Source organism: Endothiovibrio diazotrophicus, assembly GCF_054657215.1.
Genome location: NZ_BAAHXB010000063.1, coordinates 19,970 through 33,489 on the forward strand (window position 1 = coordinate 19,970; position 13,520 = coordinate 33,489).

Consider the following 13,520-nt stretch of genomic DNA (forward strand, 5'->3'; position numbering starts at 1 on the left):
ATGAATTGCGACATTTCCGAACACTCCTCGGGGGTCAGCCGCCGGATTCCCCTGCTGAAGACCAAGTTCGCCATCGAGTGTATGGTCTTCACCGCCCTGGTGATGGCCGCCTGCGGCGTCGACGTCTATCTCCACGGCGTCCACCTCTCGGCGATGATCTTCCCGGGGCTGGCGATCGTCTTCGCCTTCTACGCCTGGCACTCGTTCCAGAAACCGTGGCGCAACATGCGCCAGATCTTCAACGTCATCTGCGCCTCCCGCCGCGGCGAGCTGCACCACCGGATCACCAACACCGTCGGTCTCGGCGAGGTGGGGCAGATCGCCTGGGCGCTGAACGATCTGCTCGACCAGATCGAGATGTATTTCAAGGAGGTGAGCACCTGTTTCCGTCTGGTGGGCGAGGGCAAGTACCACCGCCGGGCACTGGTCCACGGTCTGCCGGGGCAGTTCGCCACCTCCCTGGAGAACATCAACCACGCCATCGACGCGATGGCCGCCAACGTCTCCTTCATCGCACGCAATCGGGTCTTCTCCAAGCTCCACGAACTCAACACCGACAACCTGCTCTACAACCTGAAGATGAACCAGGAGGATCTGATGCAGGTGAGCGAGGAGATGGACCAGGTAGAGCAGATCGCGGTGACCAACGTCGGCGCCGCCGCCCGCAGCCAGGAGACGGTCAACACCATCAGCACCGGCCTCGGCGGCATCGGCGAGAAGGTGAGCCGCGTCGCCCAGGCGATGGAGGGGCTCAACGAGGAGAGCGAGAAGGTGATGGAGGCACTGCGCATCATCTCCGACATCGCCGACCAGACCAGCCTGCTCGCCCTCAACGCCTCCATCGAGGCGGCCCGCGCCGGCGAGCAGGGGCGTGGTTTCGCCGTGGTGGCCGACGAGGTGAAGGCGCTTTCCGAGCGTACCAAACGCGCCACCGCCGAGATCTCCGGTACCCTCAAGAGCTTCCACGACGGGGTCGGCGAGATGACCGTCCACTCCCGCGACGCCAGCGAGGCGACCGATTCCATCGGCACCCAGGTGGAGGAGTTCCGCACCCGCTTCGCCGACTTCGCCCGCTCCGCCGAGACCACCATCAACCGTCTGGCCTACGCCAAGGACCGCTCCTTCGGCTCGCTGGTGAAGGTCGATCACATGATCTTCAAGCAGAACGGTTACCTCGCCATCAACCAGGGCGGCGACACCGCCGAAGGACGGGCGGTGGGGGTCGATCACACCGGCTGCCGCCTCGGCAAGTGGTACTACGAGGGGGCCGGCATGGAGCAGTTCAGCCACACTAGCGCCTACCGCGCCCTGGAAGCCCCGCATGCCGAGGTTCACTCCGCCATCCAGCGGGCGGTCGAGATCTCGAAGCAGGATTGGGCCCACGACGAGGCGGCCTCCGAGGAGATGGTGGCCGCCCTGGAGTCCGCCGAGCAGGCGAGCCGCCAGGTGGTCCAGCGGATCGACGAGATGGTGGCGGAGAAGCACCGGGCGGTGCGCTGAGGGTTCAGGCTTCAGGCTTCAGGCTTCAGGCTTCAGGCTTCAGGCTTCAGGCTTCAGGCTTCAGGCTTCAGGCTTCAGGCTTCAGGCTTCAGGCTTCAGGCTTCAGGCTTCAGGCTTCAGGCGAAGGGGCGACCACGGTCGCCCCTTCGCCTTTTCGGATCTCTGGTTACGACGCTCCGCGTCGTAACCGGGGAGCTTGGACGCTCTGCGTCCTGGTGTCCGCTAGAGCGCCGGAAGTCCGCTGCCTTCTATCGGCATGACGCGGAGCGTCGAAGAAGACGTATCCACGCGGAGCGTGGATACGAGAGAAGCCCCTTCGCCTTTTCGGATCTCTGGTTACGACGCTCCGCGTCGTAACCGGGGAGTCTGGACGCTCTGCGTCCTGGTGTCCGCTAGAGTGCCGGAAGTCCGCCGCCTTCGATCGGCATGACGCGGAGCGTCGAAGAAGACGTATCCACGCGGAGCGTGGATACGAGAGAAGAGGGGAGGAGGAAGGGGCGTTGGGATGGGGTGGCGTGGGATTCGGCCCGACCCCGCCTGACGCCTGACGCCTGACGCCTGACGCCTGACGCGGTATCCTTGTCGTCCGATCCTTTTCTCCTCGAGGCCGCCTCTTGCTCGAACTCTCCAGCGAAGACGCCCTGCGTCTCAACGTCCTCGCCGCCCAGGCCGATGCGGTGCGCATCGACGAGGGCAAGATGATCGTCTACGCCCTGATCGGCGACCGCGAGATGAAGGTGGAGCTCAACCCCACCGGCCGCCACGAGGCCTATCTCAAGGCGGTGCGCGAGCTGCTCTCCAGCGTCGCCCTCGACTCCCCCGGCGGCTACCCCATCTACCTCCAGCGCTGGACTCGCATGGGCCAGATCGACCACGGCCGGCTGAAACAGCTGCTGCGCCTCGGTGAGCCGGAGGCGGTGATCGCCGTGGCCGGTGCCCCCAGTCTCGACGACGAACTGGCACGGCTGGTCTGGTGGGCCGCCCACGGCACCGACGTGGCGCGGCGCATGCTGGAGCGCGAGGCGGTGGTCCATGGCACCATGGGACCGATCCTCGCCCGCTTCCTGATCGAGTTCCTGCCGTTCGAGGAGAACCCGCTGGAGATGGTCGACTCGGTGCGCCTGGTGCTCCAGCCGGGGCTGGTGGACGAGGCGGAGCGCCAGCGGCTGTGGAGTGCCGGCAAGCGGCGCGCCGCCTACCGGGTTGGTTTCCTCGTCACCTGTCCCGAGACCTTGCCGATGGATGCGTTGGCGAATCCCAAGCTGAAGGTGGCGCGCCCGGCTCTGGCGTCGCTGATCGCCGCCGATAATCCCTTCGCCCGACTCTTCGTCAAGCTGCTCGACGCCCCTGGCCAGGCGTGGCTTACCACCGTTGCCGAGACCTTTGGCGGGCTCACCCGGCAGGAGGTGGCGATCGCCTTGATGAATGCGGTGGGTGACCACTGTCGCGAGGCGCGCCTCGGCGACGGCAAGGAGAAGAAGGTTGAGCGGCTGTTGGCGGAGATCCCCGATCGGATCGCCACGGCAGAGGGTCCGTTGGCCGAGCTGCGCGATGCGTTGCCCGGGTTGCGCGATGAGATCACCGCCATGCTGGTGCTCGGACAGGTGAGCGAATACCTCCTCGACCCGATCCTCGGTCACACCGACGCGGTCGGTTCGGTACTGCGCAAGCGGCTCACGCCCCTGACCGATCCGCTCCTCGCCGAGATCGCCAAGCTCCGGTGAGCGGAAGGGGGAGCGTTCCGGCGCCGTGAAGACGCGCTGTCGATTGAAGGCCCCCCCCGCTCTCTGGTCCCACTCTCTGGTTACGACGCTCTGCGTCGTAACCGGGATACCTTGGACGCTCTGCGTCCTGGCCGAGGCAGGGCGGTTCCCGGCGCGAGGTGGAGCCGACGCGGAGCGTCCAAGGGGGAGGGCGGTGCCGGCATAAAGGCCGGGGTTACCACGCAGAGCGTGGTAACCAGGGGTGGTTCCGTTTGACGCAGTGGATTGGTGTGCCGTTGGGTCTGTCCATCATTTCCAGACGCCCGAACCCCGAAATCCGATACCGGCTTGAGCCCCCCCACCCCCTCCTGCATAATCGGAAGCCCCCTCGGGGGCTTTATCATCTAATTAATTCATAAGGATTTGCGCCGCGCAAATCCTGGGAGGAACGGAATGCGAGTGATTCTTTTGGGCGGCCCCGGGGCCGGTAAGGGCACCCAGGCCAACTACATCAAGGAGCGCTACAACATCCCGCAGATCTCCACCGGCGACATGCTGCGCGCCCACGTCAAGGCGGGCAGCGAGCTGGGGGTGGCGGCGAAGAAGATCATGGACGAGGGCGGTCTGGTCTCCGACGACATCATCATGGGCATGGTCAAGGAGCGGATCACCGAGGACGACTGCAAGAACGGCTACCTGTTCGACGGCTTCCCGCGCACCATCCCCCAGGCCGACGCGCTGAAGGCGGCCGGCGTGGCGGTCGACGGCGTGGTCGAGATCGATGTGGCCGACGAGGAGATCATCAAGCGGATGTCGGGCCGCCGCGTCCACCTCGCCTCCGGGCGCACCTACCACGTCACCTTCAATCCGCCGAAGGTGGAGGGCAAGGACGACGTCACCGGCGAGGAGCTGATCCAGCGCGATGACGACCGGGAGGAGACGGTGAAGGCGCGGCTGAAGGTCTACCACGACCAGACCGAGCCGTTGATCGACTACTACACCCGCTACGCCGATTCCGGCGAGGCGGGCGCGCCGAAGTACATCAAGGTGAATGGCATCGGCCAGGTGGACGCGATCCGCGACCAGATCTTCACCGCGCTCGACGCGGTGAAGTAGTCGCCGGCCCTCCGCGAAGAGAACCGGGCTCAGGCCCGGTTTTTTGTTGCCGGAACAGGCGCGGTTGGCACGGCGGCCGCTGCCACTCCCTCTGGTTACCACGCTCCGCGTGGTAACCCGGCCTCCACCCCGGCAGAGGAGGTTGCCATGGACGCTCCGCGTCGGCCTGCGGTGGCGGAGTCCACGGTAGCCGAGGCAGGACGCAGAGCGTCCGAGGTTGCCGGTTACGACGCGGAGCGTCGTAACCAGAGCCAGAGGGACCCTTCTTCTATGCGTTCTCTGCGCTTCTCCGCGTTGATCATGGCCGCCTGGAAGGTGCCACTGCTATGCTTGGCGGAACGCGAAAACAAGGGAGAACGGTCATGGCCGAGATCGAGAAGAGCGACGCCCAGTGGCGTGCCGAGCTGAGCGACGAGCAGTACCGGATCGCCCGCGAGGGCGGCACCGAGCGGGCCTTCACCGGCGAGTACTACGACCTGAAGGCGGCGGGCGAGTACCACTGCGTCTGCTGCGGCGCGCCGCTGTTCCGTTCGGCGGAGAAGTACGACTCCGGCAGCGGCTGGCCCAGCTACTGGGCGCCGGTGGCGGAGGGGGCGATCCGCGAGCTGCGCGACACCAGCCACGGGATGGTCCGGGTGGAGGTGCGTTGCGCCCGTTGCGACGCGCACCTCGGCCACGTCTTCGAGGATGGGCCGCCGCCGACCGGCTTGCGTTACTGCATCAATTCCGTGTCGCTGCGTTTCGAAGGGGAGGGATAAGAGGGCTGGCTGTGTCTGAGCCGAATGGTGTTGTGATCGATTGCCCGACAGGCTGCTGAGCCTGTTGGGCTTTGGGGGATCGAGGCTTGTAGGTTGGGTTGAGCGTAGCGAAGCCCAACACGCGTGCACGAGGACTACGGCGCGGAGAGTCCGGCGGCGGCGTGTTGGGCTTCGCTCCCGCTCAACCCAACTACGGGTTCTTCCAGCAGCCTGCCGGGCAGCCAAGCCCGACAGGCTGCTGGCCACTTTCACTGCTTCGCCGGTAGTTCGTAGGGCAGGTCGAGGAAGCGCAGCTTGGGTCCCTCCACCGAGCCCAGGTGGACCGCGTCGCGCTCCACCTCATCGCTCGGGATCACCGCCAGCAGTTCGATGCCGCCCTCGGGGTGAAACTGCGCGGCGACCACCTTGCCGGCATTGGCGCCCACCGTCTCGCCGGCGGCGGCCAGTTCCTCGCCCACCGCGGGCAGGACGTCACCATCGGCGCGGGCGCGGTACATGCGACGCTTCATCTTGCCCAGATACTCGCTACGCGCCACCACCTCCTGGCCGGGGTAGCACCCCTTGGTGAAACTGACCCCGTTGACCGCCTGCAGGTTGACCATCTGCGGCACGAACGCCTCCACCGTGTCCGCCTCCACGGAGGGAACCCCCGCCTCGATCTCCAGCCAGCCCCAGGGACCGGCGCCCACCGGGGTGAATCCCTCCTCGCGCAGGCGTCCCCACGCCTCGATCATCGCCGCCGGCTCGCCGTAGAGCTCGTAGCGGGGGCGCAGGCCGGAGAGGCGGATCAGGGTGAGGCCGCCCTGGTGGCAGACATCGTCGGCCAGCGCGGGGAGGGTGTCGAACAGCGGGATCAGGCGTTCGGCGGCGTCCTCTCCGGCGATCCCCAGCGTCACCAACCGCTCGCTGGCGTCCTCCAGGGTCACCGCCGAGCGCAGCACGAACATACGCAGCCGCTTGAGGGTTGCCTCCAGGGTCGCCCCGGGGATCCCGAGGAAGAAATTTTCCCCGCGCATGAACAGGCGATAGAGGGCCAGCATCCGCCCCTTGGGGCTGAGCAGCGCGCTCAGCTGGGCGCGGGACTCGGAGAGCTGGCGCAGGTCGTTGGTGGTCATGTTTTGCAGAAAATCGCGGGTGTCCGCGCCGCTCGCCTCGATCACCCCGCGGTGGGTGAGGGGGCTGATCACCGCCCCGGTTGCCGCCGCCCGCTCGCCGTCCGGGTCGCCGAAGTGGAGAAGCCGGGTCTCTTCGAAACAGGCACCCGCGTCGGAGAGAAAAGTGCGCCAGTCGCCGTTCATGTCGGTTTTCCTCATTGGATCAAATTCCGACTACTTTAGTCGGTATGAGACCGGATGTCAGCCCCGGGGGATCGTTTCACCCGTCGGGAGATAAGAGCTTTTCCTTTTTTTCATCATGAAGATAGCGGCGCTTTCTGATATGGTACATCTATTACAGTGCAGGATCGGCCGCGGCCCCGATCGGGGCGGTCGGCGGGTCGGTCGGGAGTAGTGAGCTTGAGCACCCTTCAGCGTTTCATCGGCGAGCCCCGCAGCATCCGCCGCCGGTTGTTGTTTCTGGTGGTGGCCGTCGATCTGGCGATGTTGGTGATGGCGGTGTGGGGGCACGCCTGGAACGACCGGTTGATCCGCGAGATCGCCATCACCCAGGCGGTGGGCGAACTGAAGCAGCGGGCGGAAGCGGTGGAACACAACTGCGACGCGCTGCTGCTGAACGCCGACCACCTCGCCGACACCTCTACGCCGGCGGCCCTCAAGGGGCCCCTCGATGAGTTGATGGCGCGCCAGGAGGCGGCCCTCGATGAGCTGAACGGGGCGCTGGAGCGGTTCGGCGGGGCGTATCGGGAGATGGGCGAGGTCGAGGAGCAGTTGCGCCGCGCCGACGCCCATTGGCGTGTCCTCGCCGACCGGCTGGAGCCGCTGCTGCCGGCGCTGGCCGGTGGCGACCCGCAGGCCGCCAAGCGGCGGGTGGTGGCGGCGATCCGCGAACCGGTCGCCGACCTGCACAAGGAGATGGAGCGGATCGGTATCGCGCTGCTCGAGCGGGCGACCGAGCACTCCTCGCGGGTGCGCGGGTACGCCGAGAGCGCCAAGTGGCAGATCAAGGCGCTGTTGATCGTCGCCATCCCGCTATTCGCCGCCGGTGGCCTATTCTTCATCGGTCGAATCATCTCGCCGTTGCAACAACTGCGCGACAGCATGGCGGCGATCGTCAAGGGCGAGGGGGCGCTGTCGGCGAAGCTGCCGGAGTGGTCCGGTGAGGTGGGCATGGTGGCCCATTTCTACAATGACCTCACCGGCAAGATCCAGTCGGCGTTGCTGAGCATCGCGGTGGCCGCCAAGTCCCTCGACCGCGCCTCGGAGAAACTGGCCTACAACGCCGAGCAGACCCGACTGGGGCTGATTGGCCAGGGCGCGGAGGTGGCGGACGTGATCGATAAGATGCACGCCCTGGAGCAGGACGTGGCGGCGGTCGAGGGGAGCACCCGCGGCGCCGCCGCCGCCGCCGAGGAGGCCTACGGCACCAGTGCGCAAGGGCAGGCGGTGATGGGCGAAACGATCGCCGTGATGGAGCGCCTCGATCGCGGTGCGGGGAGCGCCATGGCGCAGGTGGAGCGGGTGACCGGCAGCGTCGACCGCATCGGCGGGGTGCTGGAGGTGATCCACAAGGTGGCCGAGCAGACCAACCTGCTGGCGCTCAACGCCGCGATCGAGGCGGCACGGGCCGGCGAGTCCGGGCGCGGCTTCGCGGTGGTCGCCGGCGAGGTGCGCAATCTGGCCGAGCGGACCCGCGAGTCCACCGAGGAGATCAACGCCATCATGGCCGAGCTGCGCGGCAACGCCGAGCACGCCCGCGAGGCGATGGCGGAGAACCGCGACGCCGCCTCCGGCGCCCTGGTCAAGGTCAACGAGATGGCTCGCGCCCTGGGGGCGATCGGCGCCACCACCGAGAACATCGCCGCCATGAGCCACGAAATATCCGAGGCGGTGAGCCGCCAGACTTCGCTCGCCGGCGAGATCAACCGCAACACCGTCAACCTCGACATGACCACCCGCCAGGCGGAGTCCAACTCCTCGGCGATGGAGTCCCTGGCCACCGAACTGCGTGGTCTGGTCGGGCTGCTCAACGCCTCGGTGGGACAGTTCAACGTCGAGAACGACGAGGAGATCGTTGCCGGACTGGTCGACATGGAGCGATCGCCGGAGTTGTCCGCAGGGGCAGGTTCCGCCCCGGCGACCGGCGACGAGGGCGAGATCGAGCTCTTCTGATGGATTTCCCGGCCCCGCTGATCCCCGGGCGGCTGATTCGCCGCTACAAACGCTTTCTCGCCGACGTGGAGCTGGATGACGGCCGGGTGGTCACCGCCCACACCCCCAACACCGGCTCCATGGCCGGCTGCGCCGAGCCCGGCAGCCGGGTCTGGTTGAGCGACTCCGGCAACCCCAAGCGCAAGTACCCCCTCTCCTGGGAGCTGGTGGAGGCGCGGGCCGGGGTCATCGTCGGGATCAACACGGCCTTGCCCAACCGCCTGGTGAAGGAGGCGGTGGAACAGGGGGTGGTGGAGTCGCTCGGTGGCTTCGCCTCCCTTCGCAGCGAAGTGCCCTACGGGGCGGAGCGCAGCCGCATCGACCTGTTGCTGGAGGATGAGGTGCGGGGGCGCTGTTTCATCGAGGTCAAGAACGTTACCTTGGTGGAGGAGGGTGTTGCCTACTTCCCGGATGCGGTGAGCGAGCGGGGCGCCAAACACCTGCGCGAGCTGATGGGGGTGGTGGAGCAGGGCGCGCGTGGCGTCATCTTTTTCTGCGTACAGCGGGGCGACGCCCGCGAGGTACGTCCCGCCGACCGGATCGACCCCCGCTACGGCGAGACCCTGCGCCAGGCGATCGGCGCGGGCGTCGAGGCGCTCGCCTATCGGGCCGAGGTCTCTCCCCGGTCGGTGGAGCTGGTGACGCCGCTACCGGTGGTCTGCCCGTAGCTCGGTTTTCTGCCGAAAGACGGTCGACACACTCATTGGGTTGAATGTATCGATGAACTCCAGTCGAACGGAGCGCGCGTTGAACATCGTCGAAGCCTTGTCCGAAGCGGTGGACCATCACCAGCACGGGCGCTATCCGCAAGCCGAGCATCTCTATCGGGCGATCCTGGCTCAACAGCCTGCTCATCCGGACGCGAATCATCATCTGGGAATCCTCGCCCTGCAGGTGGGCAAAGCGGAGCTGGGACTGCCCCACTTGAAGGCCGCCGTCGAGGCCGCCCCCCACCAGCGCCAGTTCCTGCTGGACTATGGCGAGGGGCTGTTGGCCGCGGGCCGGCCCACCGAGGCGCTTCAAGCCATGGGGCGGGCATCCGCCAAGAAGGGTGGGGAGGCGGCCAAGGTAAAGGAGCTCTCCGGGCGCGCGTTGGTCGCCTTGTTCCAATCGGCCTCCGTCCCACAGGCCCTCGAAGCCGCCGTCGGGTTCTCGAAGCGTTGGCCGGACGACCCGGTCGGCTGGACGGTACGATTCGCCTGCCACCAAAGGCTCGGGCAGTTCAACGAGGCCCTTCAGGCCGCGAAGAAGGCGGTACGGTTCAATCCGAAATCCCCCGATCCCTACGTCAATCTCGGCGTCAGTTTCAAGGCGCTCGGCCGGTTGGGGGAGGCGGAGACCGCCTACCGCCAGGCATTGGCGATCAAGCCGGATTTTGCGGAGGCCCACAACAACCTGGGCAATACACTCCAGGGCCTCGGGCGTTTGCCGGAGGCGGAGGCCGCCTTTCGCCGGGCGTTGGCCGTCAACCCGTCCTATGCCGAGGCCCATAGGAACCTGGGGCACGCGCTCTCCGCTATGGGACGTCTGGAAGCGGCGGCGGCAGCCTATCGTGAGGCGCTTGCCATCAACCGCGACGATGCCGAGGGGCAATGCCATTTGGGCAACGCGCTCCTCGAAATGGGGCGTCCAAGCGAAGCGGAGGCGGCCTACCGCCAGGCGTTGGTGCTCAAACCCGATTATGCCGAGGCCTACAACCGGCTGGGCAACGCCCTCCACGATCTCGGTCATCTGGATGACGCGGAGGCCGCCCGCCGCAGTGCCCTGGCCATCCAACCCGACTACGCCGAGGCCTACAACAATCTGGGCAACACCCTGCAGAATCTGCGGCGTCTGGACGAGGCGAAGGCGGCCTACCGGCAGGCGCTGAGCCTCAAGCCCGACTATGCGGTGGCCCACAAGAATCTGGGCGATACGCTCCACGATCTCGGCGCTTTGAGCGAGGCGGAGGCGGCCCGTCGGCGAGCGCTGGAGATCAAGCCCGATTATGCCGAGGCCTACAGCGGCTTGGGCAACACCCTCCACGCCCTCGGGCGGCTGGATGAGGCAGAGGCTGCTTGCCGGCAGGCCTTGGCGATCAAGCCCGACCATGCTGAGGCCTACACCTATCTGGGGACCACGCTCAATGATCTCGGGCGCCTGGATGAGGCGGCGGCTGCCTACCGGCAGGCCGTGGCCATCAAGCCCGACGATGCGTGGGCCCACAACAATCTGGGCAACGTGCTCCGGGTTCTGCGGCGCCTGGACGAGGCGGAGGCCGCCTACCGTCAGGCACTGGCCGTCGATCCGGGGCTGCTCGAGGCCCACAGCAATCTCCTGTTCCTGCTGGACGGCAGCAACCATTTGACGCCCGAGGCGCGTCATGCCGAAGCACTTCGCTACGGGGCGACGGTGAAGGCCCGGGCGACGCCGTACGCCACTTGGGAATGTGCGCCCGAGGCGGAGCGGCGCTTACGGGTGGGTCTGGTCAGTGGTGACTTGCGCTCCCACCCGGTAGGCCACTTTCTCGAGACCGTGCTGGGCGAGTTGTCCACGGAGCCGTTCTCCCTGAACGCCTACCTGACCCGGGTATGCGACGATGAACTGTCCACCCGGCTGCGTCCCCATTTCACCCGCTGGACCAATGCCATGGGGCTATCCGATGCGGCGTTGGCGCAACGCATCCACGACGACGTCATCGATATCCTGGTTGACCTGTCCGGCCACACCGCCGGCAATCGCCTGCCGGTGTTCGCCTGGAGACCGGCACCGGTGCAGGTGAGCTGGCTCGGCTATACGGCCACCACCGGGGTGGCCGAGATCGACTACTACCTGACCGACCCGGTGCGTGTCCCCCCCGGTCACGAGCGGTGGTACAGCGAGACGGTGTGGCGGCTGCCCGAGACCCGGGTCTGCTTCTCTCCTCCCCGGACTCGACAGCCCGTCGCGCCGCTGCCGGCGTTGGAAAACGGCTACGTCACCTTCGGCAGCTTCCAGAATATCGCCAAGTTGACGGACGAGGCGTTGACGGCGTGGGGGCGCATTCTTCATCGTCTGCCCGGCGCAAGGCTCCGTATTCAGGCCAAGCAGTTGGCTGACGTCGGGATGTGTCAATGGCTGAACGAGCGGTTGCGCCGCCATGGTATCGACCCAGCGCGGGTGGAACTCCATCCGCCGGCGAACCGGGAGGAGTACCTGAAGGCACATGCGGCGGTGGACATGATTCTCGACACCTTCCCCTATCCGGGGGGCACCACCACCTGTGAGGCGCTGTGGATGGGGGTGCCCACGGTGACCCTGGCGGGCGACAGCGAGACCTCGCGCAATGGCGCGAGCCAACTGCGCTGCGCCGGACTCGACGATTGGGTGGCGGAGAGTGAAGAGGCCTATTTCGAGAAAGCGGTGACCTTCGCTGAAGACCTGGAGGGATTGGCGGCGTTGCGTAGCCGGTTGCGCGAACGAGTGGCCGTTTCCCCGCTGTTCGATGCACGCCGCTTCGCCAGGCATTTCGAAAGCGCTCTTCGGACGATGTGGCGTCGTTGGTGTCGACAGACTGCAGGGTGACTCCGATCGTCGCCGGCGCCGATCCAGTCGCAGAGCAGCCGGGTGATCGGGCGGGCCGGCGGGATGCAGGAGGGGCTTGCCAAGGGATCATCATTGGCTGCGCACCGCGCCTTGCCCTGGCACTTCCGGGGGGCGCTGATGGCCGATTTGTGGGTAAAGGGCAGGGCTTGCCTCTTACCCACAAATCGGCCATCAGAGAGTCGCTGGGCAATCAGCCGCAAGGCGCACCCTCGCCGGGACAGCCGCCCTGCCTCAAGAGGGCGCAAGGCTTACCCCTGTAGGGGACGCGGCGGATGGCCGCCCAGCGACTCCCCCGAAGGGCGCCCCCCGGAAGCGCCAGGCCCGCGTTGCGGCGCTCGGCCCACGGGCTCGACGAGGCGCTCGCCCGCGGCTCGGTCGCGTCGGCGGTGTGGTGGATCCAGAGCAAGAGCACCTCCCGATATCCGCTGCGTTGCAGGGCGGGCAGGATGTCGAGATGGTCGAAGCCGCTGTAGCCTAGTACTAGCAGAACCTTGTCGGTGGTCAGTCGTGCCAGGGCGGCGTGCCACTCGGCGGAGAGGCCGCGGTGGATGTGGCCGATGGTCACCATCACCGAGTCGGGGACGTCGATGGAGCCGTTTCCTCCCCCTCTAGAACCAGAAGTGCGTATAATGTATATTATGTAAAGTAATCCCCAGCCAAGCGAGTACCCCGTTATGAATCTTGGACGTCCAAGTATTTCTGTGAATAAAAGTGTAAATGGGACCCCCTATTCCAAGTATTCACGTAAAACATGCGTCCAGCCCGATTGGTGGTCACGAAAACGGCACACCACCACTTCGCTTTTGTCACATCTGCGGGTTACGGGGGTGTTCACCCGCGGCCGGTCACCAAGCTCAATGACTTGGCGGAGTTTCCAACGTGGCTCATACATACCAGGCGCCGACACCGGCGGCGCTTCTGAGATCGCTTGTTCCCTTTCCGCGACCGCCCCGTCAGCGGCAGATCTTGAAATCTGCGGTGCCAAGCTCGTGATTCAGGTTCAGATTTTACGGATGAGCGCCCCGCTCGTGGTCACTTCGCCCCGATAATCCGTTAAAATACCGTTATTACGGATTATTTAAGTGCCTCTCCCACGAGGTTTTCATGCCCAAATCCGGCCAGGCCCGTGTCCCCACCGCCGAACAACAGCGGCGTCTCTTCCAGGTGATCAAGACGCATCGCCATCCAGAGAAGAACACGGCCATCATGCAGGTTAGCTCAAGTTGGGATTACGCGCCCAGGAGATCGCCCTCCTCCAGATCAAGGAGGTCGCGCGTCTCAATCAGGCCGGCAACGACTTCACCTTGAACGAAGTGATGAGCTTGCCGGCGGCGTACACCAAAGGAGCGGACGCCATGGGGCGCTCGAAGAGTCGCTACCACCGAAAGACGGTCAGTTTCGATGTGGCCCGATTCGACCAGATCGTTCGTCAAATCGAAACCCTCGCCAAAGCCGGCGCGGACGTTCATCCCGAGAGTTTCTATCCTCCGATCAGGAAACACAAAGGCCGCTCCCGGGATCTTCCTCTCGTGGACCAAACCCTTCGGGAGGCG

9 protein-coding genes and 1 pseudogene are annotated in these 13,520 nt (G+C 66.1%); 8 read left to right on the forward strand and 2 right to left on the reverse strand.

From position 1 onward, the window contains the following. From ACYQ2W_RS15460 to msrB, 4 genes are all read left to right on the forward strand, one after another. Complete coding sequence (locus ACYQ2W_RS15460; protein ID WP_459869016.1) at positions 1–1,500, forward strand: methyl-accepting chemotaxis protein; 1,500 nt, start codon at positions 1–3, stop codon at positions 1,498–1,500. Positions 1,501–2,114: 614 nt separating this feature from the next. After that, positions 2,115–3,224, forward strand: a complete 1,110-nt coding sequence (locus ACYQ2W_RS15465; RefSeq protein ID WP_459869018.1) for a hypothetical protein — start codon at positions 2,115–2,117, stop codon at positions 3,222–3,224. Between the two features lie 432 nt (positions 3,225–3,656). Continuing rightward, the gene (adk, locus tag ACYQ2W_RS15470; RefSeq protein WP_459869020.1) at positions 3,657–4,319 is read left to right on the forward strand and encodes an adenylate kinase; all 663 of its coding nucleotides are present in this window, start codon (positions 3,657–3,659) and stop codon (positions 4,317–4,319) included. Positions 4,320–4,681: 362 nt separating this feature from the next. Next, positions 4,682–5,077 (forward strand): peptide-methionine (R)-S-oxide reductase MsrB, encoded by a 396-nt coding sequence (gene msrB, locus ACYQ2W_RS15475; protein ID WP_459869022.1) that lies wholly within the window; start codon positions 4,682–4,684, stop codon positions 5,075–5,077. A 248-nt stretch (positions 5,078–5,325) separates the two neighbouring features. On the opposite strand, the gene ygfZ is transcribed toward msrB, so the two are convergent. Beyond that, positions 5,326–6,375, reverse strand: a complete 1,050-nt coding sequence (gene ygfZ, locus ACYQ2W_RS15480; RefSeq protein WP_459869024.1) for a CAF17-like 4Fe-4S cluster assembly/insertion protein YgfZ — start codon at positions 6,373–6,375, stop codon at positions 5,326–5,328. 216 nt (positions 6,376–6,591) lie between these two features. On the opposite strand from ygfZ, the gene ACYQ2W_RS15485 reads away from it, so the two are divergent. The 3 genes from ACYQ2W_RS15485 (at position 6,592) to ACYQ2W_RS15495 (ending at position 11,946) form a co-directional block, all read left to right on the forward strand. Further along, entirely contained in the window at positions 6,592–8,364 is a 1,773-nt protein-coding gene (locus ACYQ2W_RS15485) for a methyl-accepting chemotaxis protein (protein WP_459869026.1), read from the forward strand. Further along, positions 8,364–9,071, forward strand: coding sequence for a DNA/RNA nuclease SfsA (gene sfsA, locus ACYQ2W_RS15490; protein WP_459869028.1), 708 nt, complete (start codon positions 8,364–8,366; stop codon positions 9,069–9,071). Before ACYQ2W_RS15485 ends, sfsA begins: the two co-directional genes overlap by 1 nt. A 79-nt stretch (positions 9,072–9,150) precedes the next feature. Then, positions 9,151–11,946 (forward strand): tetratricopeptide repeat protein, encoded by a 2,796-nt coding sequence (locus tag ACYQ2W_RS15495; protein WP_459869030.1) that lies wholly within the window; start codon positions 9,151–9,153, stop codon positions 11,944–11,946. A 211-nt stretch (positions 11,947–12,157) separates the two neighbouring features. On the opposite strand, the gene ACYQ2W_RS15500 is transcribed toward ACYQ2W_RS15495, so the two are convergent. Further along, a complete protein-coding gene (locus tag ACYQ2W_RS15500) occupies positions 12,158–12,535 on the reverse strand; it encodes a hypothetical protein (RefSeq protein WP_459869032.1) in 378 nt (125 codons plus the stop codon). A gap of 655 nt (positions 12,536–13,190) precedes the next feature. Here ACYQ2W_RS15500 and ACYQ2W_RS15505 point away from each other — a divergent pair. Then, positions 13,191–13,520, forward strand: a pseudogene (locus ACYQ2W_RS15505) (site-specific integrase); the annotation flags it as partial.